The 23,938-nt window shown below is 71.1% G+C and carries 18 protein-coding genes and 1 pseudogene; 9 read left to right on the top strand and 10 right to left on the bottom strand.

Features of this window, described 5'->3' with window-relative positions:
- Nucleotides 1–81: 81 nt before the first annotated feature.
- Nucleotides 82–1,134, bottom strand: a complete 1,053-nt coding sequence (locus ACGFRF_RS22150; RefSeq protein WP_393742412.1) for a PAS domain-containing protein — start codon at nucleotides 1,132–1,134, stop codon at nucleotides 82–84.
- 223 nt (nucleotides 1,135–1,357) lie between these two features.
- On the opposite strand from ACGFRF_RS22150, the gene ACGFRF_RS22145 reads away from it, so the two are divergent.
- From ACGFRF_RS22145 to ACGFRF_RS22135, 3 genes and pseudogenes are all read left to right on the top strand, one after another.
- The gene (locus ACGFRF_RS22145; RefSeq protein ID WP_393742410.1) at nucleotides 1,358–2,731 is read left to right on the top strand and encodes an acetyl-CoA carboxylase biotin carboxylase subunit family protein; all 1,374 of its coding nucleotides are present in this window, start codon (nucleotides 1,358–1,360) and stop codon (nucleotides 2,729–2,731) included.
- Nucleotides 2,728–4,737, top strand: coding sequence for a PEP/pyruvate-binding domain-containing protein (locus ACGFRF_RS22140; RefSeq protein ID WP_393742408.1), 2,010 nt, complete (start codon nucleotides 2,728–2,730; stop codon nucleotides 4,735–4,737). Before ACGFRF_RS22145 ends, ACGFRF_RS22140 begins: the two co-directional genes overlap by 4 nt.
- 8 nt (nucleotides 4,738–4,745) lie before the next feature.
- Nucleotides 4,746–5,943 (top strand): annotated as a pseudogene (locus ACGFRF_RS22135) (MFS transporter); the annotation flags it as partial.
- A gap of 161 nt (nucleotides 5,944–6,104) precedes the next feature.
- On the opposite strand, the gene msrA reads toward ACGFRF_RS22135, so the two are convergent.
- From msrA to ACGFRF_RS22120, 3 genes are all read right to left on the bottom strand, one after another.
- Nucleotides 6,105–6,626, bottom strand: a complete 522-nt coding sequence (msrA, locus tag ACGFRF_RS22130; RefSeq protein ID WP_393742406.1) for a peptide-methionine (S)-S-oxide reductase MsrA — start codon at nucleotides 6,624–6,626, stop codon at nucleotides 6,105–6,107.
- Nucleotides 6,627–7,053: 427 nt separating this feature from the next.
- On the bottom strand, nucleotides 7,054–9,360 hold the full coding sequence (locus ACGFRF_RS22125; protein ID WP_393742404.1) for an FUSC family protein: 2,307 nt from the start codon (nucleotides 9,358–9,360) through the stop codon (nucleotides 7,054–7,056).
- 134 nt (nucleotides 9,361–9,494) lie between these two features.
- Nucleotides 9,495–10,922: a purine-cytosine permease family protein gene (locus ACGFRF_RS22120; protein WP_393742402.1), complete on the bottom strand. Its 1,428-nt coding sequence runs from the start codon at nucleotides 10,920–10,922 to the stop codon at nucleotides 9,495–9,497.
- Between the two features lie 219 nt (nucleotides 10,923–11,141).
- Here ACGFRF_RS22120 and ACGFRF_RS22115 point away from each other — a divergent pair, with 219 nt between their 5' ends.
- Nucleotides 11,142–11,795 carry a maleylpyruvate isomerase N-terminal domain-containing protein gene (locus ACGFRF_RS22115; RefSeq protein ID WP_393742400.1) on the top strand — a complete coding sequence of 218 codons (654 nt, stop codon included), beginning with the start codon at nucleotides 11,142–11,144 and terminating at the stop codon, nucleotides 11,793–11,795.
- A 298-nt stretch (nucleotides 11,796–12,093) separates the two neighbouring features.
- The gene (locus tag ACGFRF_RS22110; RefSeq protein ID WP_393742398.1) at nucleotides 12,094–12,693 is read left to right on the top strand and encodes a hypothetical protein; all 600 of its coding nucleotides are present in this window, start codon (nucleotides 12,094–12,096) and stop codon (nucleotides 12,691–12,693) included.
- A gap of 625 nt (nucleotides 12,694–13,318) precedes the next feature.
- Here the strand turns inward: ACGFRF_RS22110 and ACGFRF_RS22105 are convergent.
- Nucleotides 13,319–13,765: a reverse transcriptase domain-containing protein gene (locus ACGFRF_RS22105; protein WP_393742698.1), complete on the bottom strand. Its 447-nt coding sequence runs from the start codon at nucleotides 13,763–13,765 to the stop codon at nucleotides 13,319–13,321.
- Nucleotides 13,766–14,270: 505 nt separating this feature from the next.
- Nucleotides 14,271–14,744 carry a VOC family protein gene (locus tag ACGFRF_RS22100; RefSeq protein WP_393742396.1) on the bottom strand — a complete coding sequence of 158 codons (474 nt, stop codon included), beginning with the start codon at nucleotides 14,742–14,744 and terminating at the stop codon, nucleotides 14,271–14,273.
- A gap of 635 nt (nucleotides 14,745–15,379) precedes the next feature.
- On the opposite strand from ACGFRF_RS22100, the gene ACGFRF_RS22095 reads away from it, so the two are divergent.
- Both ACGFRF_RS22095 and ACGFRF_RS22090 read left to right on the top strand, forming a co-directional pair.
- Nucleotides 15,380–15,940: a hypothetical protein gene (locus ACGFRF_RS22095; RefSeq protein ID WP_393742394.1), complete on the top strand. Its 561-nt coding sequence runs from the start codon at nucleotides 15,380–15,382 to the stop codon at nucleotides 15,938–15,940.
- Nucleotides 15,941–17,205: 1,265 nt separating this feature from the next.
- Complete coding sequence (locus ACGFRF_RS22090; RefSeq protein WP_393742392.1) at nucleotides 17,206–17,568, top strand: hypothetical protein; 363 nt, start codon at nucleotides 17,206–17,208, stop codon at nucleotides 17,566–17,568.
- Here the strand turns inward: ACGFRF_RS22090 and ACGFRF_RS22085 are convergent.
- Nucleotides 17,540–17,959, bottom strand: coding sequence for an urea transporter (locus ACGFRF_RS22085; RefSeq protein WP_393742391.1), 420 nt, complete (start codon nucleotides 17,957–17,959; stop codon nucleotides 17,540–17,542). The genes ACGFRF_RS22090 and ACGFRF_RS22085 overlap by 29 nt on opposite strands.
- Before the next feature lie 267 nt (nucleotides 17,960–18,226).
- On the opposite strand from ACGFRF_RS22085, the gene ACGFRF_RS22080 reads away from it, so the two are divergent.
- The gene (locus tag ACGFRF_RS22080; protein WP_393742389.1) at nucleotides 18,227–19,213 is read left to right on the top strand and encodes an aldo/keto reductase; all 987 of its coding nucleotides are present in this window, start codon (nucleotides 18,227–18,229) and stop codon (nucleotides 19,211–19,213) included.
- Between the two features lie 168 nt (nucleotides 19,214–19,381).
- Here ACGFRF_RS22080 and ACGFRF_RS22075 read toward each other — a convergent pair whose 3' ends face one another.
- The 3 genes from ACGFRF_RS22075 to ACGFRF_RS22065 all read right to left on the bottom strand — a co-directional run bounded on the left by ACGFRF_RS22075 (nucleotide 19,382) and on the right by ACGFRF_RS22065 (nucleotide 23,173).
- Complete coding sequence (locus ACGFRF_RS22075) at nucleotides 19,382–20,365, bottom strand: NADPH:quinone reductase (RefSeq protein WP_393742387.1); 984 nt, start codon at nucleotides 20,363–20,365, stop codon at nucleotides 19,382–19,384.
- A gap of 103 nt (nucleotides 20,366–20,468) precedes the next feature.
- Nucleotides 20,469–22,295 carry a sacsin N-terminal ATP-binding-like domain-containing protein gene (locus ACGFRF_RS22070; protein ID WP_393742385.1) on the bottom strand — a complete coding sequence of 609 codons (1,827 nt, stop codon included), beginning with the start codon at nucleotides 22,293–22,295 and terminating at the stop codon, nucleotides 20,469–20,471.
- On the bottom strand, nucleotides 22,292–23,173 hold the full coding sequence (locus ACGFRF_RS22065) for a hypothetical protein (RefSeq protein ID WP_393742383.1): 882 nt from the start codon (nucleotides 23,171–23,173) through the stop codon (nucleotides 22,292–22,294). The genes ACGFRF_RS22070 and ACGFRF_RS22065 overlap by 4 nt, the downstream gene beginning before the upstream one ends.
- 180 nt (nucleotides 23,174–23,353) lie before the next feature.
- On the opposite strand from ACGFRF_RS22065, the gene ACGFRF_RS22060 reads away from it, so the two are divergent.
- Nucleotides 23,354–23,827, top strand: coding sequence for a MarR family winged helix-turn-helix transcriptional regulator (locus ACGFRF_RS22060; RefSeq protein WP_393742381.1), 474 nt, complete (start codon nucleotides 23,354–23,356; stop codon nucleotides 23,825–23,827).
- Nucleotides 23,828–23,938 lie beyond the last annotated feature (111 nt).

The raw sequence follows: 23,938 nt of genomic DNA, 5'->3' as shown, positions 1-23,938 counted from the left end.
CGCCGAGCCGAAGGTCCGGCTGATCGTGCCGCCGTACTCCGTGGTCTCCACCGGCCGTACACGCGCGCGTCACCTGTTCGCTCAGACCGGGCTCAGTGGATGTACCGCCGCGGTGGACCGCGGTGGCCAGGCCTGCGGGGAGAGAATGCCGAGCACATAGGCACGGGCGACCAGGGCCGGCCGGGTGGCGGCGCCCAGGAGGTCGCGCAGGCGGCTCAGGTGGTAGTCCACCGTCTGCCGCGAGAGGTGCAGCGTTCCCCCGATGTCCGCGTTGCTGCGCCCGGCGGCCAGCAGGGCGAGGATGCGCACCTGGGTCGCCGTCAGCGGCGGCTGTGGTGCGTGACGCAGACCGAGATGGGTGAGGACCGCCCACACACCGGAGACGCGCGACGGCGTACGGCACACGCTGCTCAGATGTACCTCGGCCCGGCGCTGCCCGTTGTCTCCGTCGACGAGCACGGCGCAGGTACGGGCGCTGCTGCGCCGCCCGCCGACGAGGTCGTCCCAGATCCGGTGCAGGGCTCTCCGCTCGGGTGTCCTCGCCAGCAGACTGTCGGCCGGCGACCCGATGAGGTCGCAGAGACGGACACGCAGCAGTTCGGCGACCGCGGTACCCGCCTCTCCCACCCGCCCGTCCGGCGACAGACGCAGGCAGGGCAAGCCGCCGTGGTCGCGCAGGGTGCGTAAGTCCTCCTCGGCAAGGCGCCGTTGCTCCAGCATCCGGAGGTCGGTGACGTCGACATAGAGGCCGGCCACACAGCGTCCGGTGCCCCAGCGGACGGGGAAGCGGTAGCCGGCGGCATGCCCGGGGGATCCGTCGGAGCGCCGGTAGGTGAGGCTGTGCCGTACGGATCTGCCCTGCGTCAGGACCTCCTGGTCCAGGGCGAGGAACCGGGCGACGTCGTCGGGGGCGTCGACGTCGGCGAGGTGGCGGCCGATCACTGCGTCGCGCGTGGTGCCGTACAGGTGGGCATAGGCGTGGTTGGCCCACAGGTAGCGGCCGGCGGCATCACGCACGAAGGCCGCGGCCGGGGTGAGGTCGGCGAACGAGGCGATCACTCCCGGTCCGCCGTCGGTCTCCCGCCAGGGCACGGGAAGACACGTGAGCAACGTCGTGGGATCGGACTCCTTCACGGCTCAACTCCTTGAATTTTCCACCGCATTACGTGGAGTAACACTTCATGCGTATCCCGTAGTGCCGCAGGCATGCGGAACGGTCCGGCGCCGGACCGGCGCACGGTGGTTGGGCATTTGCCTGAACGGTTCGCGCCATGGGGCCTCTCGGAGGCACGCCGGGGCTGGTTCGCTGGAAGGAGAGGGCGGAACGTTCCCCTAGAACCAGAGGAGTTGGGTCTTCGTGAGCAAGGTGCTGTACGTGCATGCCAAGGGCGGGCCCCCGGCGGGGTACGCCCTGGCCCGGGTGGCCGCGAGGGCCGCGGTGCACCTGCTGGCGCTCAGCGAACTGCCCGCCGCCACGGCCGCGGACGCCGGACGGCGATGCGCCTCGGTCGTCACGGCCCTGGACACACAGGGACGCGACCTCGTCGAGCTGATCACCGCCCGCGCCCGCGAAGTGGGCGCTGACGCGGTCATCACCTTCTCGGAGTACGCGGTGGTCGCGGTCGCCGAGGCGTCCCGGCGGCTCGGACTGCGGGGCGCCGGGCCCGCCGCCGCACGCGCCCGTGACAAGCGGCTGATGCGCACCGTCTGGGAGCGCCACGGCATACCGCAGCCGCGGTTCCGTGCCGTCACGAGCGCCGCCGAACTGGAGCGGGCGGCAGCCCAGTTGTCTTTCCCGTTGCTGTTGAAGGCCGCTTGGAGCGCCGGTTCGACCGCACACCGGATCCTCGAGGGACCGGAGGACGTGCGGGACGCCTGGCAGCGGTCGCGCGCGGTGATGGCGGAGTCGGCGCTGCTGGGGTTCGCGGAGCTGCACGTGGCCGGCGCCTGTGAGGACTTCATCGTGGAGGAGATCGTCAGCGGATGTGCCGAGGAGTGGTTCGACGGTACCGGCTGGGGTGACTACGTCAGTGTCGAGGGCGTGGTCGCCGACGGTGTCTTCCGTCCGGTCTGCCTGAGCGGGCGGATGCCGACGGTGGCGCCGTTCACCGAACGGGCCGGCATCACCCCGGCCGCCGTCGGGGGCGGGGCCCAGGCGAGGATCGTGGAGCTGGCGCGACGTTCCGTGGATGCCCTGGGGCTGCGGGACTGCGGCACCCACACGGAGATCAAGCTGGGCGCGGACGGCCGGATGTGGGTGATCGAGACGGCCGCACGGTTCGGCGGCGCGATGACGGTGCCGCAGATCGAGGAGGTGTTCGGGCTCGACCTGGTCGGTATGTTCACCGACCAGCTGCTCGGCGGCCGCCCGGCCTGGCCCGCGAGGGCGTTGACGCCCGAGGACGCCGAGGGCGCGGCCGGATCCCTGGTGGTCCTCGCCGTGCACGGTGACGGCTCCCCCTGGCTCCGGCGCCATCGATGGGACTCCGCGACCGTCGTCCGGTCCGCACCGGTCGGCACGGGCAGCACCCTGTCCGTCGTCCGGGAGAGTTCGCTGCCGGACGGCGCCCTCGTGCCGGTCTACGACCCCGCCGCCGGCGCCAACACCATGGCGGGGCTGTGCCGGTTGTCGGCCGACCGGCCGCAGTCGGTGGTCCGCGACTTCACCGCCCTGGTGGACGCCCTGCCGCGCATCCTGCCCACGGACGTCACCGAGGAGGTCCGCGCATGACGTCCGCACGGGACGAGGCGGGCGCACCCGATGCCTCGGGCGACCGTACGGTCGTCGGCGCCAACCTGTCGCTGCCGCTGTTCCGCGCCCTGTCCGGGGTGCTGGCCGGACATCCGTACCTCAAGGTCGTGGTGGACCGTACCGAGCACACCTGGCACCTGCTCGACACCCGCGTGCACCCCTTCCACGTCAACTACATCGCGACCCGCATCCTCGGCCTGACCCTGGACGAGCTGGACGCGGACCTGGACGCGTTCAACGACTCCGTGTACATGGCGCCCGAACGCCGGTTCCTGCTCGGGGTGTTGTCGCTGCACGCCGACGAGGAGACGGACGGCACCGAGCGGCCCTTCCTGGTGCTGGAGACGACCGAGGCGGACACCATGCACGCCGCCCTGCTGGAGGAGTTCTACCTCTACGTGCGGGGCCGGGTCGACGGACGCCTGCCGCTGCTGCTGAAGCCCGCCAACCACGGGCAGGAGCACGAGCTGGCCTCGGTCAGCGGGATACGCGTACCGCGCGTCCTCAGCCACGAACTGTTCGGCGACCGGACCCGCACCTGCCTCAACCCGGGTGAGGCCGAAGGACGGCTGCGCTGTTTCCGCACCACGGCGGAGTACGAGAGCGCCGCCGCGCGACTCGGCTGGTCGGACATCGTCGCGATGCCCTGTCTGCCCGACGACGTTCCCCGGATCGCCGGGTTCATCAACACGGCTCCCACCACTCCGCTCTCGCACACCAACGTCCTCGCCTCGGGCTGGGGCATCCCGAACGCGATCGTGCGCGACCTCGACGCCCTGGTGCAGCGGCACGGTCTCGACGGCGCGTGGGTGCGCTACCGCGTGCGGGAGGACGCCATCACCCTGGAGCGGCTGTCCCGCCCGCCGACGCTGGAGAGGCCCGCCTGGCACCAGCAGCGCATCCGTATCGAGACACCGCTGCTGGAGGACGCTCCGATCCTGGCGCTGCACCGGCTGCGGCGCGCGGACCGCGACAGCTACGGCACCAAGGCGGCCAACCTGGGGGAACTGCACCACGTCCTGGACAGTCGCACGGCGGACCTCACGGCCTTCTACGCGCGCCCGCGTCCGCCACGGCCCGATCTGCTGGGCCACCTCGCCGCCCGGCTCGGCGAGGCCGGTGCGTCGCGGGAGCGGTTGCGGGCCGCGGCGGCCGAACGGGTGGCGCAGACGGTCCGGGCACCCGAGGGCGTGGCACTGCCGTTCCGCCTGCACCATCTCTTCCTGACCTCGTCGCCCGCACTGCAACAGGGCATAGGCAAGCTGAAGATGGCGCTCGAACTCGAAGCGTTCGACCTGATCGACTCACTGTGCCTGGGTCTCCAGCACCTGATGCGCAGTACGCCGATGCCGGAGGAGGTGGCGCGGGCGGTCACCGGATCAGTGGCGGGGCTGCCTGACGGACGCCGCCTGGTGGTGCGCTCCTCCTCGAACGCCGAGGACCTGCCCGGCTTCTCCGCCGCCGGGATCTACGACTCGGTCACCACGGTGCTCGGCACGGAGCAACTCATGGACGCCGTACGGCAGGTGTGGGCGTCGCTGCTGTCGCCGCGCAGCGTGCGCCTGCGGCACCAGGTAGGCATCTCCCTGGACGACACCTACATGGGCGTGATCGTCCAGGAGTATGTGCCGGCCGGCCTCGGGGGTGTGCTGGTGACCTGCAATCCGACCCGCCGCGAGGACTTCCGCAACGTGTACCTCAACTGCACGCCCGGCTCGCCGGAGCGGGTGGTCGACGGTACGGTCCTGCCGCACCAGTACCTCTACAACACCGTCGAAGGCGGCGGGCGCACGGTCGGCGTCGGCCCGTCGGGCGAGGACCTCCCGGCCGCGAGGCGCGCGGCACTGGGCCGACTGGCCCTGGTGGGACGTCTGTTGCAGTCGCACTTCAGCGCGGGTGACCCGGACGAGGCCCTGGACATCGAGTGGCTCATGACCGCCGAGGGGGCCTTCCACCTCGTGCAGGTCCGCCCCTACGCCCGGTGAGGCGCCGTATGCCTGCTGTGCGGCGCCCCTCCCCCGGGCCGGTACCGACTCCGGCCGCGCGGCGCGTCATCCGCCTCAACAACGGGTTCCAGCTGCTGTTCAATCTGCTGTGGTGGATGCCCGTCTTCTACGCCTACCAGCGGGACGCGGGTCTGTCGGACGGCCAGATCTTCGGCATCCAGAGCATCTACTACATCGCCTTCTGCCTGTTCGAGATACCGACAGGCGTCGTCGCCGACCGCATCGGGGCCCGCAACTGCCTGCGCGCGGGCGCGGTCGTGATGACGGCGGCGAACCTGGCGCCGGTACTGGCGCCGTCGTACACGGGATTCCTCGTGCACTTCCTCGCCATCGCCGCCGGACGGTCCCTGACCTCGGGTGCGGCGAGCGCCTACCTCTACGACGGGTTGCGGGCCGAAGGGGCGGACGCCCACTATCTGAGGGCCGAGGGCACGGCGCGTGCCCTCGGGCTCGCCGCGAAGGTCGTGTGCTGGCCGCTCGTCGGGCCGCTGATGGCGCTGGCCCCGCAGACGCCGTACGTGCTCAGCGCGGCGAGCGCGGCCGGTTCGCTCGGCTGCGCCCTGGCCCTGCCGCGGCTCGACGCGTCCGGCTCGGCCGCCCGGCCGCGCGACCGTGCGCGGCGGGCCGGGGGCCTCCTGCGCGACATGGGCGCCGCCTGGCGCGCCCTTCGGTCGTCGCCGTGGCTGGCCCTGCTCATGGTGCAGGGGGTGGCGGTCTTCACGCTGTCCCGGATCTGCCAGGTCAACCTGTTCCAGCCGGTGCTGCTGGAACACGGCATCGGGGAGAGCGCGCACGGCAGTGTGCTCGCGGCGATGACGGTCGCCGAGGCGGTGGCGTCGGCCCGCCCCCAGTGGCTGGGGCGGCGGCTGTCGCCCACGGTGTGGGTGTCCCTGCTGAGCGTGGCGCTCGCCGGCGCCCTCGCGGGCACGGCCGTCGGCGGTCCCTGGGCCGTGGTCGGGCTGTTGTGCGCGTTCGCCGCGATCACCGGGTTCGTCTATCCGGTGCAGCGCAAGCTCGTCAACGACGCCGTCCCGGCGGACGCTCCGCGGGCCACGTTGCTGTCGGTGGAGAGCATCGTGGACCGCGGCGTGTGCGCGGTGGCCGCGGTGGCCGCGGGCGCCTATCTCGCGGCGGGCCGACTCGACGCACTGCTGTGGCACAGCGCCGCGGTCACCTGCGTCCTCGTACCGGTGCTTCATCTGGCGCTGCACCGCATGGCTCCGGGCGGGAACCCGGCCGGGGACCTGGCGCCCGGTCCGGCTACCGCGACAGCGGTGTGCGGTCGCCGGACGAGCCCGCCGCGCTGCCGGTCGACGAGGGCGCGGCGCCGCGGCCGTGAGCCGGGTTCAGTTCGTCGTGGACGAGGCCCGGCGCGGCAGCTTCCAGTTGGGGCGCGGGAAGTGGCAGGTGTAGCCGTTGGGGTAGCGCTCCAGGTAGTCCTGGTGCTCCGGCTCCGCCTCCCAGAAGTCGCCCACGGGCTCGACCTCCGTGACGACCTTCCCCGGCCACAGGCCGCTCGCCTCGACGTCCGCGATGGTGTCCACGGCGACGCGGTGCTGCTCCTCGTCGGTGTAGTAGATGGCGGACCGGTAGCTGCGCCCGATGTCGTTGCCCTGGCGGTCCCTCGTGGTCGGGTCGTGGATCTGGAAGAAGAACTCCAGGATGTCGCGGTAGCTCGTGGCCGTGGGATCGAAGAGGATCTCGATGGCCTCGGCGTGGTCGCCGTGATTGCGGTACGTGGCGTTCGGGGTGTCACCGCCGCTGTAGCCGACGCGCGTGGACACCACGCCCGGCTGCTTGCGGACCAGGTCCTGCATACCCCAGAAACAACCGCCCGCCAGCACGGCTCGCTCGGTTCCCACTGTCATCGGTCGCTCCCTCACGCTCGGGCCGGCACGGTCGTCGCCGTACCGGTCGATCACCCAGCCTATTACCGCCCGCGCGCGGCCGATCGACGGTCGCTCGGGGCGTGCTGGTGGTGGAACCGGAAAAGGGCCCGGTTGATTCCCCGTGGATGCGGGTCCGGACACCGCCTCCGGGAAGTCAGCGGCCTCCCCGCCCGCGCCGGGGTGTCGGTCCCGCGGTGATCGAGGACGGGCGGCTCACCGTCCTGGTGCAGCACAGGCCGCCCGCCGGCACGCGTGGCCGTGTGCCGCCTCCTGCAGGTGCGGGTCCTCGGTGGGCGGACCGCCGCCGACGGCCGCCCGGTCCTCGTTCACCAGCGCGACCACCTGCCCGACGGTGTCGGTCGGGGCCGACTGCGCCCTGCGGTGGTGAACCTCTGGCCGGCCGTTGTCAGCCGCGGGCCTGCTTCGGCTCCGAGCCGGTCTCGCGCGCGGGCCCGCCATGTGCGATCCGGGTCAGATCGGTCAGCAGCGAGTCCAGCCAGGACACGGTCGCGTAGTACAACCGCGGCGCGTCGCACGGCTCCGCGCCGAACCCCGCGAGGGTCGCATCGATCAGCGGCAACGGCGCGGTCGGGGTGTCGTCCCCGGGATCCACGGCCGCCGAGACCAGCAGCATCCGACCGGCCACCCGCTCGCCCAGCCCGCCCACCGACTCGGCAGCCGCCGGACCCAGCCCGCTCGGCGGCGGCTCCAGCAACCGTTCGGACCCCCACAGGGTGTGATGCCCGACGATCAGCGTCGCCTGCCAGTCCACACCGGGCAGCGCCACGCTCCGGCCCCTGCCCCCGAAGGGCGTCGGCTCGCTCTGGTGCTGCGCGTACGCGGACTCCGCGAGGACGACCGCCCGCCGCAGCGACCGATGACCGGGCACCCCGGACGGGGCGGCCACGGCGCCGCCCCCGGCGACCGAGGCACTGGTGGCCACCACGATCTCGGCTGCTCTGCGTAGCAGTTCCGCCGCCGCGTGGCGCAGTTCGTCGTGGGCCCCGCGGGGCCAGGCCAGCAGACCGAAGACGGCACCGATCGCGCTGCCGACGAGCACGTCCAGCATCCTGACCTCCGCCAGCCGCCATGTCGACGGCGCCAGCTGGGCGAAGACCAGCGCCACGAGCACGGTGAACAGGCCCTGCGCCCAGCCCACCCCTCTGACCGGCCCGACCGTGAAGGCGAACACCATCCAGACCGGCAGCACGGCCGCGTACACCACGGTGTCGGTCCCCACCAGGGTCAGTGTCGCGGCGGTCACCAGGGCCCCGGCCAGCGTGCCCGCGAGCGCCCGGCGGATGGCGCTCCAGGTCTCGTCCATGGTGGTCCGGGTGAGGGTGAGCGTCGCCAGCATGGCCCAGAATCCGTGGGGCAGCGTGTCCACCCCGGCCACGAGCCGGGCCGCCGTAAGGGCCAGCGCGATGCGCACCGCGTTCTGGAAGAACACCGACCGTCGTCCGACATGGCCGCGTATGCGGTGCCACCACAGGACCGGGGCCCAGGTCGTGGCGTACCAGAACCGGCCCGACGGCACCTCCACCACGGCGTGCCGGCCCTGTACCGCCAGATCGGCCGCCGTGCCCATGGCCAGCGCGGCGTCGGCGATCTCCAGCACGGCCGCGTGCCGACGCAGCACGGCGGCCGGGAAGCCGGCCGCCGGGGCGGTGCGGGCGGAGGACACGGAGCCGGAAGCCGAAGCCGTGCCGACGGAGGACACGGAACCGGAAGCCGGAGCCGCGCCGTCACAGGACGCGGAGCCGGACGTGTCGGTGCGGGTGGGGCCCGCGGATGAGGCTGAGAGGTGTGCGCGGGCCGTGAACAGGTCCTTGTGCGCTGCCACGGGGGGTGTCCCCTCGTGCAGGCAGGTCTCGGTCGCCGTGGCCAGTCGGGCGACCGCGTGCAGTACGGCGGTCACGTCACGTCCTGGGTCCTCCCCCGGCACGGCGGGCAGTTGCGCCAGCCGGCTGAGCAGGGTGCGGGTGGCGAGACCGGTGTGCGCGAGGGCGCGATCACGTGCCCCCGGCCCCGCCGGACGCTCCGCCTCGGGCACCGTCAGGGGCCGCAGCGCCTGGCCGGCCTCCCGAGTCGCCCGGATGTCCGCCCCGGTCAGGGCGTACGGAGGTGCGGCGAGGAGCGTCGCGCAGTGCGCGGCGGTCCGCGCGGCCCGGCCGGCCCGCTCCCGGTACGGCGTGGGGCCGGGCTCGGGAAAGAGCAGCGCCTGGGCGGCCACGAAGAGGACCAGCCCGGTGGTCGTGCCGATCAGCCGTTCGCCGAGGGACGCGGGGTCGTACGGAGGGAAGGACGGCAGGATGTAGAGAAGCTGCAGGCCCGGCGCCGCCCCCGCCGCGCGGGGCCCGCCCACGGCGGCGAAGGCCAGCGTGAATCCGACCACCAGCATGCCGAGGACCGCGCTCCACGTCCGTACCGAGAGAAAGGTGCCCACGACCACGAGCGCCCAGCACACGGGCAGCAGGCGGAGCACCACCCTGGCGCGCTGCCGCCCGGTACCGGGGATCCTGGAGAGTCCGCCCAGTGCCACGACGGCGAACAAGGCGTAGGTCCCCGCGACAGGGCGGTCCAGGCCGTAGCAGAAGAGGTAGAACCCGGCCGCGGCCACCAGCGTCACGGGTACCGCCCGGCGGCCCGCGGCGGCGTAGGCCGCCGGTATCCGACCGGCCGGGACACCCCGCACCCCTACAGAATCCCCCACCACCGCGCGCCCGGCACCTTCCCACCCCGCGCCTCCCCTCCCCCCGGCACCCTTCCCACCCAGCGCGGCGTCTCCTCCCGCCCGGCACCTGCCGCTGCGTGTCGGGGCTCCCTTGCACCGCGGCGCGCCCGTTCTCAGGGCTCGCGGTGCTCGTGCGCCGCGCGTTCCAGTTCCTGCTGCTCCGCCTCGGCCAGGCGGGTCTCGGCCTCCACGTCGATCGAGCGGGTCAGCCACCAGTACAGCGCCGCGGAGACCGGCAGCCCGATGAACAGGGAGATGTCCGCTCCGCCGAGCGCCTCGGCCGCGGGGCCGACGAACAGGGTGCCGACGGAGAAGAACGGGATCATGACGGCGAAGCCGACCAGGTACGCGATGATGCCGTGCCAGCCCCAACGGCCGTAGATGCCGTGCGGTTTGAAGATCTCGGCGATGGCGTAGTGCCCACGGCGCACCACGTAGTAGTCCATGAGGTTCACCGCCGTCCACGGGATGAACAGGTAGAGCACCAGCAGCAGGAAGTTGTTGAAGTTCGCAAGGAAGTTGGAGGTCGCGGACAGGGCGCCGATCAGGGAGAGCGCCGCGGTCAGGCCGATGGTCAGCAGGCGGACGCCCAGCGTCGGCCGTACCCGCTTGAACGAGTCGATGGCGCTGATGAGCGTCAGCGAACCGCCGTACATGTTCAGCGCGGTGACGGACACCAGGCCGAGGGCGGCGAAGAGCAGCACGATCGCGCCGAATCCGCTGAACACCTTGTCACCGGCGGCGTCGATCGACCTGATGGTCTCGAAGTCCTGGCCGGCCCAGGCGGCGAGCAGCGTCCCGAGCACCATCATCCAGATGCCGCCGAGCGCGGAGCCGAAGTACGTCCAGTAGAAGGTCTTGCGGACGGTCACGTCCGGCGGGAGGTAGCGCGAGTAGTCCGAGACATAGATGGCCCAGCTGATCTGGTAGCCGGCGACCACGCCGAACTGGGCCAGGAACGGCGTCCACTCGAAGGCGCCGAGATCGAAGGAGCCGGCCGGGTAGTGCAGGGTGAGAAGGACGCCGACCGTGAAGATGCCGAAGACGATCAGGAAGGTGTAGGTCAGGAATCGCTCGGCCTTGTGGATGACGTCGTAGCCCACCAGGGCGATGACGAGCGCGATGACGGTGACGACGACCACCCACAGCTTGACGCCGCCGTGCAGCGTGGTGTGCAGGGAGTCGGCGGCGAGGATGCTGTTGAAGACGTTGAACCCCGCGTACTGCACGTACGCGAAGAGCCACACCAGCAGGGCGCCGACGTATCCGAACTGGGGCCGGGACTGGATCATCTGCGGCAGGCCCAGCTGGGGGCCCTGGGCCGAGTGGAAGGCCATGAAGAAGGTGCCGATGACAGTGCCGGCGACGATCGCCAGCAGCGACCAGATGAGGTTGCCGCCCTCGGTGATGCTGATCAGTCCCACGGCCAGGGTGGCGATCTGGGCGTTCGACATGAACCACAGAGGGCCCAGATGCCAGAGCTTGCCGTGCCGCTCGTCCAGGGGGACGTAGTCGATGGATCGGATCTCAAGGCCTGACACCCTGGGTTCCGCTGAAGTGCCCATGCCGCCTCCAGAACTCGGTCCGCCTCCTGCGGGACACATTCTTCTCCCGCATCGATGTCACCGCCTTCCGCACCCCGGGTCATCGGGGCTGCCCCCTGTCGTCCAGGTGTGCGGCGCCGTGTCCGTCGTGCGCGTGCGCGTGCGACCGTCCGAACGCGCTTGTCCGGCATTCCGGTGCGGCACTACCGTGCCGGAGTGGATCTCTTCTCACGCTCTTGGACGGCGTTGCTCGAGGCTGTCGCCGAGACCCCGGACGAGGACTTCGAGCGGCCGTCCGGCTGTACCGGCTGGCTCGTGCGGGACTTGGTGTGTCACCTGGTCATCGATGCCCAGGACGTCCTCATCACCCTGGTCACGCCGGCCGAGACCGAAGCCACCGTGGACGCGGTCACCTACTGGAACCTCGTCGAACCCCCGACCGGCGAGGACCCGCTCGATGCGCTGATCCCCCGGCTGGCCGCCGCGTACGGCGATCCCCGGTTGCTCAAGTTCCACTTGGACGACGTCGGTTCCGCCGCCGGCCGCGCCGCGAGACTCGCCGATCGCGCCCTCCGCGTGAGCACCCGCGACGTGGTGCTGACCGCCGGGGACTACCTGTCCGCCTACGTGCTCGAATGGACCCTGCACCACCTCGACCTGATCGCGCATCGGCCGTCGGCCACCGAGCCACCCGCCGAGACCCTCGCGGCGGCCCGCGCTTCGCTGGAGAAGATCGCCGGGACCCCCTTCCCCGCCTCGTTCTCCGACAGTGACGCCCTGCTGATCGGCACCGGCCGCCGCACGCCGACCGACGCGGACAAGGCCGCGCTGGGCGATCTCGCCGCGAAGCTCCCCCTCGTCCTCGGCTGAGCGGCGGGCGACCGCGGCGACGGCCACGACGAGTACGGGCACGGCTGCGTGGGGGCCGGTGTCTCGGGTCGCGGCCACGCACGTGTCCGGCCAGTCGAAGAGGCAGGGGAATGCCGATGCGGTCGACGACCGGTGTGATGTCGTACGGGGAGACCTCGGTGAGCAGGTCGAACGGGGAGCCGATGGCATACGGCTTGGCTGCGGTGCGCACATGGTGCCGCATGCGTCCCGCGGCGGCCGACGGCATGATGGGAGGACGGGGCGGGGGCACGGTCGCACATCCGAGGGGAGAGCCGCCATGGCGCAGCAGTCGGCGACGAAAGCCCCGGCCGGACAGCGCGTCGGCACAGGCAGCGTGTTCTTCGCGTTCGCGCCGTGGATCATCTTCGGGGTGGTCGCAAGCCCCAGCACCTGGGAGTACGCGGCCCTCGCCGCACTGATCGCCTCGCTCGCGCTGTCGGGGCAGGACCTGCTCCGTGGAAAGCTCCGCGTCCTCGACCTGACCGGCATCGCGTTCTTCGCCGTGCTCTCGGTCCTCGCGCTGGCCCTGGACCGCGGGCAGCTCACCTGGCTCGAGACGTACGCCCAGGTCATCTCCAACGGGCTGGTGGCGGTCGTGGCCCTGGGGTCGCTGTTCTTCGACCCCTTCACCGCGCAGTACGCCCGGGAGTCGGCTCCTCCGGGCGTCTGGGACTCACCTGTCTTCCGGCACATCAACCGGGTGCTCACGACGCTGTGGGGCGTGACCTTCGCCCTGATGACGCTCTCGACCTGGCTGGCCATCCGTTACCCCTCCCAGAGCGACTGGTTCAACTGGGTCATCCCCATTGCGCTGCTGGTGTGTGTGGTCAAGTTCACCGAGCGGTATCCGGAGTCGTACAAAGCGCGCGTCACCTAGGCCGGTTGTCTCAGACCTCCGGATCACCGGTCCGGCGCGCTGCCGAATTCTGGCCGAAGTCTCCCCCGCTGCCTCCGACCCGGGTAGGACGGGGCAAAGTCGATGTCCGAGCGCGCCGTTGACGGCGGACGTTCCTCATCCTGGTGTGGCTCGAGGCCGGAGGCCCCTTCCTGAGCAGCGTGGCGGTGCTCTTCGCATTCCGGCCCCAGCCGCCACCACTCCTCGGGGTGAGCGGAGCGCGTGACGTGGCCGTCGTCTGCCGAGGGGCTTGGCAGTGAGGGCGTCAGCCGGCGACTTCTTCTCCGGCCGGGGTGCTCGCGGCGGCCGAAGACACCGGTCGTGGGGGCGCGGCCCGGCGCAGTGAGCGGACTTGGGGAGAGGAAAGGGCGGCCAGGGTGGCGAGCACCACCACGGCCGCGCAGCCGGCCAGGGCCGTCCCGGAACCGACCTTCTGGGCAAGGGGCCCGGCAGCGAGCAGACCGAGGGGAGCAAAGGCCAGAGAGCCGAACAGGTCGTAGGAACTGACGCGGGGCGACGATCAGCCGCAGCGCGCCGTCCCCGCTTTGCAATGCTTGCTCGAGGATTCGCAGCGTGCGCGCTTGAGCGTTGCGCCTCCCCCATTGGTTCACGGTGCCGGGTCACCTCGGCGGGTGGACTGCCCGGTGCCGCTCGCCCTCGCCGCACCCGCCGGGACCCGCCGTGCTGCGCCGGCGCGAGCAGAGGCCGCGCTGGCCCCCGGCGGGCCCGAACATCCGCGGACGTGGCTTCGTTCATCTTCAGTGGCTCTTGCCCACTTTCCGTGGCGTGACCACGGAGAGTCAGATCTCGGTGCCAGTCGATGTCTGTTCGGGTGCAGCCGCAGCCCGACCTCTTCCATCCTGCCGTCGAGCGCACAGAGCACCTCTCGGGCTTCACGCTCGCTGGCGCAGTGCACGACTGCGTCATCGGCAAAGCGCTCGAACTGGATCCCCGGATACGTCCGGGTGAGCCACGCGTCCTGCGCGTGGTGCATGAACAGGTTCGCCAGCACCGGCGAGACCGCGGATCCCCGGGGAGTACCGCGGCCCCTCATCTGCAAGGGGCCGTCGGGTAGTTGGAGCAGCGCACGAAGACACCTCTTCACATCCAGCTTCACCCAAACGGCATCGGTGTGAGCCTGCACAGCCTTGACGATGAGGTCCCAGCGGGCGCTGGCGAAGAATCTCTGGTTTCGAGATCGATCACCCAGTTACGCTTCCAACAGCGCCGCCGGCACACCTCAATGGCGTCCAGAGCCGACCGTCCAGGCCTGTATCCGTAGGAGCCCTCGTGGGACACACTGCCCACACGAGCACCCGGATGCCGGGCTACGACGGTCTGTGCGACCCTGTCGGCCAGCGTGGGGATGTCCGGCCCGGTTCGTGCCCGGCGACGCGTTGGTCAGCTCGAACAGCCAGCTCGAACAGCGTGTCCCCACGGACGGGCAGGCAGTCGAAGGAGTCGTCGCCAAGGGTGACGCCACCGCGAACTCAGAGGGGCCGGCCATCGCAGACCGACCCGCGGTTGAGCCACAGTCGAGAAGCCGCGTTCGGGGGTTGTCAGCGTCCGGGGAACCGCTCCGTGATTTCCTGGAGCACCCAGCCATTGCCGTCCGGGTCGCTGAACGAGGCGAAGGAACTGTAGGTGGCGCGCTCGGGGTGCGGCCCCGCCAGGCGCTTTTGACCCGCGCCCCGGTGGCTGACGGCTCCGCCCTCGTGACCGTGAGCCAGCACGCCTCCCTCATCGTGGAACGTATCGCTCACCTCGATACCCCGGCCGCCGAGTTCGGCGCGAGCCTCCTCTATGTCGGGCACGATCAGGTAGAGGCCCTGGGTGGAGCCAGGTTCCGCGGAGGTCATTCCCTTGCCGAACATGATCGAGCACCCGGAACCGGGTGGCGTGAAGTGCACCAGCCGGTAGTCGTCGCTGAATGTCTGATCGACGTCGAGGCGGAATCCGAGCGTCTCATAGAAATTCTTGGCCCGATCGACGTCGGAGACAGGCAGCACGATGACTTCGAGTTTGAGGTCCACGAGATGTCTCCATTCGGAGATAGACGACTTTCTAGGGCCAGCTCAGGAATCCGGTGGTACCACCGTCACAGGTGAGGGAGCCGCCTTTGATCGCTCGACGCCATGCATCTGATGTCGTCGTGGTCGACCTTCTAGAGCCCAAGGTAGTGGCGAGGTGTGCTGTCAGCCACCGCAGACGCAGCTCACACGTCAGGAGTGCTACGAGGTCAAGAGCGCGCACTGGTCGGTCGTGGACGGAGAATCGCCGCGCGGTCGCCCCGCCGGAACGGCGTACGGGTCTTCCTGCACCAACCGCTGAACACCCACACGGACGCCCGGCTCACCGAGCGGCTTCTCCCGCCGCTGAGGTCTGTGAGCCGACCAGCGGCTCACCACGCGGCCAGACGGGCGCGCGAGGCCACCTGCCTACGGACTCGAACGAGCGGTCGCCCCGGCATGAGCCCCTCCCCGTCGCACGAGTGCTGGTCGTGCCGCAACCATCCAGACATTGCGACCGGGAACTGCGAGCGTGCGCTCCTATACGGCGGAGGAGGGATGCTTCCCGCCGCAGGAAGGCGACATGCTCCGCGCACAGTCCGGCGATGCGGCCGTGTCCACGGGAGCGACAGCAAGCCTTCCGGAACAGAGGAGTCCTTATGATCACCCTTGTCAAGAAGACGGCGCTCGCCGCTACCGCGGTGATGGCCATGGCCGGCGGTCTCACCGCGGCAGGAACACTCTCCGCCGATGCGGCCACTCCAGAGTGCGGCGACAGTTGCATCCAGATCTACAACGCCGGGTCCGGCACCTCACAGCAGCCGAACCTGGTGGAGACTGTGTATCGGGGCGTGGCGAGGGTCGGCCAGCCCACCACGATGCACCCCGTCAGCACGTCCGACCCGGCCGGGGACATCGTCGGGCACCGCGCGGGCCTGGTGTCCGACTTCCACAAGGACGGCCTCGTGTCCGCCGAGGTGAACCAGCACTACGACAGCCTGCGCGCGGTGGAGGTCGAGTACGCGCCGCACGGCCGGCACACAGGCCTGTGTGCGGGTCTGGCTCACACCGCGTACCAGAACGAGGGCCTCAGCCTCCAGAAGTGCGGTGTGTCTGCCAAGACCGTGTGGATCATCGACACTCCCCCTCAACCGCCTCGCAGGGACACTTCCCTCTCGTCAGCGGTTCGACGACGAACTTCGACCACCCCTACGCCATGACCTTCCGCCATGACTCGCATGTGCACAGGGGTTCGCGGATCGGAGGCGCCGGGCATCACGACCACCGCACCGCGGTCCCCTCGCAGATCCGGGTCGCCAGGCTGATGGGCAACCCGTCCCACGTCCCCGACAGCCAACTTTGGGGCACGACGAAGTAGCGAGCCGTACGTCCCGGTTGCGGGAGGGCCGCGCAGCGGCGGGCGCACGGTGCCGATGCGTCCCTCGCGCGTGACTGTCCGACCACGTTCCCCGTGGGGACCTCTGAGGCCTGTACGCGGGCCGACCTGCCACCACTCGCTTCGGACAGTGTGTGCCCTCGCGCGGTCGATCAGAGCCTCGAAGGCCTACAGCGCCGACGGGCTGACCGTGTTCGCCGAAGGAGCGGACTGGGCAGCCGCCTGCTCCGCCGCATGGCAGATTCCGCACGTCAGACGCCTGGCCTCGGGCAGCGAGGCGGATGTACCGGCGGCAACCGCGACTCTGCTGACATGCACGTGCTGGCCGCAGATCCCAGCCCCGCAGCGGGCACAGATGCCCGCAGCGCTGGCTGGGCTCGGGACGACGGTCCCACCGAGTGCTGCAACGATGCAGTCGAAGCAGATCATGGCAATCGACCTTCCTCCGGTAGGGGACTGCCGAGAAGTCGTCGACGAGGTCGGTGTCACCGGCAGTGTGGTGTTCCGTGATCCCCTGCACCGAGCCTTGCCGGCCGGGACCACAAGGTCGGGAATGAGACATGTGTCGCGCAGTCGACCTCCCGGACCGGGCTGGCCCTGACCAGCGCAATCACGCCCACACCTCGGCTTTCCGGCCGGAAGGGGCCGGGTCTGAGTCCACCATTTCATTCAGCTTCATGCCTACGGGTTCCGCAACACGATGACTGCCACTGTGGCGGCATGGCACCCCGAGTCGCAGGTCGGTCGCCGCACGCGAGGGCGTCGGTGATCGACGCCGCCGCCGACGACCAGGTCTACGCGATGAGAAAGGCAGCCGCCGCCGGCACCGGCAGTCCGGGAACCCGGCCAGGGCCACCAGGGTCACCGTGGGCAGGGACGAGGACGGCAAGCCGTAGCCGCGGCTCACACTCGGCCCCGGCGCCGTAGCGGTGATCGGAACAGGCCCCCCTTGTCCGCGACGAACAGAGCAAGGGGCGGATCCGCCAGTATTTCCGGCACCCCTCAGCCACGGCGCCCCGCCGAGAGGCCGACACCGGCCAGCTCCTGGCCGCCCACGCATGCCTGACCGTCCTGCGGGCCGCGAGCTGGATGCCGGAAACCAGAAACGGGTCCTCCCACGACGGCCCCACCGCCTACTTCTCCACGCTGCCCATCAAGCGCTGCGTCCAGGAGGTGCAGAAGACCGGCTTGAACTCCGAGGTCTCCCAGACCGCCGGGACGTTCGTGTGCAACCACGTCTTCTACGGCCTGATGCACCTGCCGGCCACCGAGGGCAAGCAGCGGCGACGAGGCTTCGTCCACATCCCGCACACCCCCGACATGCCCGCCGCCGCGAACCACTTCGTTCCCTCGCTTCCGTTGGACACCACGGCGGACGGCCTCCACGTGGTCCTGTCGACCGCGCTCGCACACGAGACGGACATCACCGTCGCCGCCGACGCGACGCACTGACACCGCGAGATCGCTTCGAGGTGCGGGAAGACGGACCGTGGATGTTGTCGGGCAGCGCCCGGGGCCTGGGTACGCCGAAGGCTGGCTCGGCGAGGTCGAAGGACTCCGGATCAGCCTGGCTGGCGCTGAAGACAAGCTTGCGCAAATGGACCGACGAACTCCCGTGGCACGGCGATCGACCTCGGTCGGTCAGGCAGGAGTTGAAGCCCTCCAGCCCCACCCGCACCCGGTCGTGGGGCACGCCCAGCAGACCTGCGGTGCCGGTGCCCAGGGCGGCGCCGCCCAGTCCGTAGGGGGCGTACCGCCAGTCCGTCGTCAGCAGGGCCAGGGCGAAGACGGCGCCCGTCCACGCGTTGTCCAGGAACATGACCTGGGCGAGGCCGCGCAGCACGTACCGCCCGAACTCCGGGCCACGTCCGGGACACCAACGGCGCGCCTCCCCCGACATGTGCGCGCGACCGAGCGCTCTCACCATCGTCCGGCGCCGCATACCCACGCCTCTCCCACCCTCATGTTTCCGCTTAGCGAGATTGCCTTTCCGTCATACGATATCGACATGGGGAGGCGTGCCGGGACCGGGAGTCGGCGTTTGACATGGAGTGCGCTCCAATGCCTAGCGTCCTCGACGAACGGTTCCGACGGCCCAGGAGGCAGCAGCATGACCGACGTCCCCACCCGGTACCTGGGCCGACTGGCGGTCTCCGCGCAGGGCCTGGGATGCATGGGCATGAGCCACGGCTACGGTGCCACGGACGACACCCAGTCGGTGGCGACGCTGCACCACGCCCTCGACCTCGGGGTGACCTTCCTGGACACCTCCGACTTCTACGGCTCCGGGCACAACGAAGAGCTGATCGGACGAGCCGTCGCCGGGCGCCGTGACGAGGTGGTGCTGGCCACGAAGTTCGGCTTCGCCAACCGCCTGGGCGAGCCCACCCGGATCCGTGGCGACGCCGCCTACGTCCGGCAGGCGTGCGAGGCGTCGCTGCGTCGGCTCGGGGTCGACCACATCGACCTCTACTACCAGCACCGGGTCGATCCGCAGGTGCCGATCGAGGAGACCGTCGGCGCCATGGCCGAGCTGGTCCGGGCCGGGAAGGTCCGCTGCCTCGGGTTGTCGGAGGCCGGCGCGGACACCATCCGGCGGGCGCACGCCGTACATCCGATCACGGCGCTGCAGAGCGAATGGTCGTTGTGGACCCGGGATCTGGAGGCGGAGATCGCCCCGGTCTGCCGGGAGCTGGGCATCGGCCTGGTCCCGTTCTCCCCGCTCGGGCGCGGCTTCCTGACGGGCCGGTACAGCTCGGTCGAAGGGCTGGCGGAGACCGACGTGCGGCGCGGCCAGCCGCGGTTCGCCGACGGCAACCTCGAACGCAATCTGGCGATCGTCGCCACACTGGAGGAGCTGGCCGCCGCCAAGGGAGTCACCGCCGGTCAGCTCGCCCTGGCCTGGGTGCAGCACCGGGGAGACGACGTGGTGCCGATCCCCGGCACCCGGCGGCAGCGGTACCTGGAGGAGAACCTCGCCGCCCTGGACGTCGAGCTGTCCGCCGAGGACCTCGCAGCGATCGAGGCCGCCGCCCCGCCGGAGCGGATCGCGGGCGACCGTTACGACGCCACCAACCTCACGTTCGTCAATCGCTGAGCCCGCTTCGGCGGGCGCTGCGCCACCGGACCGGGTCGCGGGCGCCCCTTACGACGCCACCGACCTCACGTTCGCCGATCGCCGACCCCACTTCGACGGGCGCTGCGCCACCGGACCGGTGCAGGACCCGTTCGATCCAGGCGCTCGCGGGCCCGGGAGTCAGGCGGTTCAGGCACCGTCCGTGCGCAGGACCGCGCGCACGCCGTGCAGTTCACCCTTCTCCATCCGCGCGTGTACGTCGCCTGCCGCGCTCAGTGGGAGGACCTCGATCCTCCGCGGGCGCAGGGCACCCTGGCCGAGCAGGTCGTTGATGCAGGCGGCGGCTTCGGCGAGTTCGCCGGGTGTGGCGTGCGAGATGACGAAGCCGACGACGGAGCGGTCCTGCATGTACAGCGGGCCGGCCGGCAGCACGGGGCGGGTCCGGGCACCCGCCAGCAGCACCACGCGGCCACGACGGGCGAGCAGATCGACCGAGGTCTCCAAGTCGTTGACGCCCGCCGTGTCCAGGTACAGGTCGAGGCCGGACGGCGCCGCCCGGCGGATGCCGCGGACCAGGTCCGGGTCCCGGTAGTCGAACACCTCGGCCGCGCCCGACTCCGTGCAGTACTCCGCGTCCCGCGCGCCGGCCGTGGCGAGGACACGGGCGCCGGCCCGCGCCGCCAGCGTCACCAGGGCGCTGCCGACATGGCCCGCGGCGCCCGCGACCAGCACGGTCTCCCCCACGCGGAGGCGCCCGTGGACGAACAGGGCGAGATAGGCGGTCGCCGCCGGGTGGAACACCGCGACCGCCGCGTACGGATCGGCTCCGTCGGGCAGGTGGTAGAGCCGGTCGGCCGCCACCACCGCCTGTTCCGCTGCGGCGCCCTGCCGTCCCTCGTGCCCGAGGCTGTTGCACCACACCCGGTCACCGGGACGGAAGCCGGTCGCTCCGGGCCCCGCCTCCGCGACCGTGCCGACCAGGTCACGGCCGACGACGAAGGGGAAGTCCATGGGGGTACGGAAGACACCCGAGCGGACGAAGGTGTCCACGGGGTTGACCGTGGTGGCCTGGACGTTCACCAGTACGTCGGTGGGGCCGGGCCGGGGAGCGGCGATCTCGCCGTACCGGATGACGTCCGGAGGACCCAGCTCCTGAAGGAACGCAGCACGCATGCTCCTTTCCTACCCCGGTCCACCCGTCTGCCGGTGGACCGGGCGCGGCGGTTCCCGTACCTGGTTGCTCGGGCAAGCGCTGTGTGCCGGGGAGTCGAGAAGGTCAGCCGGTGGGCTCGGCCGGTACGGCGAAGCGTGACCAGTCGGTGAACTCCCAGTCCCAGCGGCGGCAGACGCGCTCCTTGGGGAGGTCGTTGCGGGAGGGGTCGAGCAGCATGAGGCGGGCGTGCCGGCCGTCTCCGACGATGAGGGCCAGGAGATAACCGCCCGGCTCGGTCAGCATCAGCGACATCTCGTTGTTGGTCATGGCGAACCGTGCGTCGGGGCGGTCGACCTTCTTCACCTCGATCCGCACCGGCTGTCTGTGGGGATCGGTCCCCTCCAGGTCGTAGCCGACGTTCTGTCCGCTGACGTCGCGCAGGCTCCAGCCGAGTCGGTTGAGGTACTCCATCGCGGCGACCTCGGCCGCTCGCCAGCGGGTCAGCACGGTGGCCAGGGAGTCGGCCGGACCGGTGGCGGTCCTGGTCACGCGGAGACCGTCGTCGGACGGTTGCGGGGCGGGAGCATCGGGCTGGGGCGTGCCGTCGTCGACGAGGCGGCTCTCGGCCGGGGTGAGCTTGCGCCCGTGGGTCCGGGCGAGTTCGCGAAGGTGGGCGGCGAGCCGGGTGCGGAGTTCGTCGGACAGCAGGGACGGATCCGTTCGGGCCAGCACGCTGCTGAAGTCGATGCCGCCCAGGCCGAGGACCGCTTTGAGGGCGCGGGCCGCGGGCTGGTTGCCCGCCTCGTACAGCGCGTGCGGAGCGCCGGCCGGGAAGAGGACGGCCACATCGTGCGGGGTCAGCGGCAGCGGCGAGTGGGCGAACGGCGGGCGGTGCGCCGTCATGTCCTCTCGTAGCGCGGTCACGAGCAGCTTGGCGGCCGAGTCGGTGGCCGCGAGCAACACCGTGCGCAGATCCTCGCCGTCGAGGACGAGGTGCCACAGTCGCTCGAACACCTCATGACCGGGCGAGCGCAGTCCGTCGGCGAGCGCACGGGCGGCGTCCGCGAGCACCAGGCGGGTCGAGGCGTCCGCGGTCACCGCGTGGGTGCGGGAGGGATCGGTGAGGAGGTCGCCGGAGACGACGACGGGCAGTCCCACTTCGTCCTGGAGCGGCAGGAAGCATGCCAGGCGTCCCCGGACACCGGTCAGGGCGAGGGCGCGCGCGTCGAGCGGTACGGCGACGGTCGCCGAGCCGTGCGCCAGCAGCGCGAAGGCCGCTTCCTCCCCGTCCAGGCGGAGGACGACCGTACCAGCGCCTCGCTCGACTCGGATGTCCTGCCGTGCGCCCGCGGTGAGCGTACGGATCTCGGTGATGTCGCGCAGGAACAGGGCGCTGAGCGGGTCGATCGCACCCGGGGCTGCCGTGATGTCGCTTCGGCACGTGACCGTGAAGACCACCTGCTCGGTGTGCGGGTCGGCACGGACCTCGCCGGGGATCCGGATCAGCGGTACGGCGTCGGCTCCCGCGCCGCCGAGCAGCGCTGCCGCCGTCGCCCGGTCGAACGCGAACCGCACGCCGGCCGACTGGACTTCGATGCGTGTGGCGATCGCGGCGAGCGACTTGAAGCCGATGCCCCGGTATCCGATCGAGTCGCCGCCCCGTGTCTTGGTGGAGTTGGCGCTGCGGCACAGCGCCTCCACGTCGGCCGAGTTCAGCGGCCGGCCGTTGTTGCTCCACCGGAAGCGGCCGTCTCCGAGGTCTTCGACGAGCACGCGGGTGGCGCCGGCATCGTCGGAGTTCTGCAGCAGTTCGTACGGCACTCGGTCGCGATAGGTGTCGGCGAGGAGTTCCTCCATGCGCGCGATCTCGCGGAACAGCCCCGGAGCCTGGGCGTGCTCGGCGACGAGGGTCCGCTGCAGGAGGGTGACGTCTGCGATCAGGTCGGTCACAGGTCCTCCGCGTCCAGGAGACGCACCACCACACGGTCCGGTTCGCCGGGCAGGTCGTCGAGGTCGAAGGAGTACTGGGCGATCCAGCGAGGCCGGCGGGACGGCACCCGTCCGCCTTCCCCGACGGGGATCCTGCCGTACAGCGAGGTCTCCCGCTTGTCCAGGAGGAAGCCGGTGCTGTCCACGACCTCGACGGCCAGGCCGGGAACGGGGGTCTCGAACGGGCACTCCTCGGCGAGGTCCTGGCTGCGCCACTCCTCCACCGCGACGAGATCCGCGAGCAGCCGGTCCGCGCTCTGGAACTCGGCGAACCCGCCGAGCCTGACCTGGAGGCAGCGGTCGGTGTCCTTGCCGACCAGCACGGCGTCACCCGCGGTGGGCTTGAGCCGTACGGCTTCGTGCGCCGTCTCGTCGATCACGTCCAGCGGCAACGGCTGCGGCGTCACCGACGGGAAGACGAAGTCGATGTTGGTCTCCTCCAGGTCGAAGGAGGTCATCCGCAGTGTGATCTCGTCGGGGCGGACCGGGGTCGCGCACTCCCAGGTGCGGCTCGACTTGGAGAACCGCACCGGCCGCTTCCCGGCCTTCCTGATCGTCTCCAGCAGGGCGTAGCCGTAGGTGACCGCATCCGGGGCGCCCGCGTGGCTCACGCCGATCAGGAGCGTCGGCGGGTAGTTCTCCGGATCGTCCCCGGTGAAGCGCTCCGTCCAGTCCTCGGGCAGGAACCTCGCGGTGCCGGAGACGACGATCTCCTGGAAGTGCACGTCGTCGAAGCTGTCCGTCATCAGGCGCGCCCGGACGTCGTCCACCTGCCAGCCGACGAGCGACAGGCCCAGCTCGTCCACCTCCACCTGGAGGTCCTCGATCTTCCTGCCCATGGAAAAGCCCACCCCTCACACTGACGATTGCGCAGATCAGGCCATATGTGCAGCCGATATGCAGACGATAACCCGAATTGATCACACTCCCGTCACGCACCCCGCATCTCGGCGCCTCGGCAGCCCGCGGGCGATACAGGTATGTTGACATAGGTATATCGGCTTACTTATATTCGCCGTATGCCTCAGCACAGCGCGCCCGCACCGGGCCTCGACCACGTGGCCGCGAGCCTCGTGGCGTGCCTGCCCGCGCTGTCCCGTGCCCTCGAGCGCCGGGTGGACCTGGTCTACCCGCACCCCAAGCCCTCCGAAGGGCAGCTCGCGCTGCTGCGGCACGTCGAGGCCCATGACGGTGTCACCGTGCGCGCGGCGGCCGAGGCGCTGCTGATGAAGCCGAACAACGTCAGCGCACTGGTCACTCAGCTGACCGAGCAGGGGCTGCTGGAACGCCGCTCCGATCCCGCGGACAAGCGGGTCGCGCATCTGCACCTCACGGCGCTCGCCGGGCAACGACTCACCGAGGTCGAACAGCTCATGGGTGCCCATGTCGCGCACGCCCTGCGTGCCCTGACCGACGGCGAACTGGACGCCCTCGGTTCCGCCTTGGGTGCGCTCCAGGCGCTCAGCCGGCACCTGCACACCGGCGCCCGCTGAGCGTGGGGGGGGGGGGGGGGGCGGCGGCCGGCGGCGCGGGGGGGGGGGGGCGGCGCGCCCCCGCCCCCCACCCCCCCCCCCCCCCCGCGCCCGGCGCACGCGGCGCGCGCG

The organism is Streptomyces sp. NPDC048521, from assembly GCF_043199855.1.
Taxonomy (GTDB): Bacteria; Actinomycetota; Actinomycetes; order Streptomycetales; family Streptomycetaceae; genus Streptomyces.
Note: the sequence above shows the minus strand (reverse complement) of the source record. Positions and strands in the feature narration are given on the sequence as shown.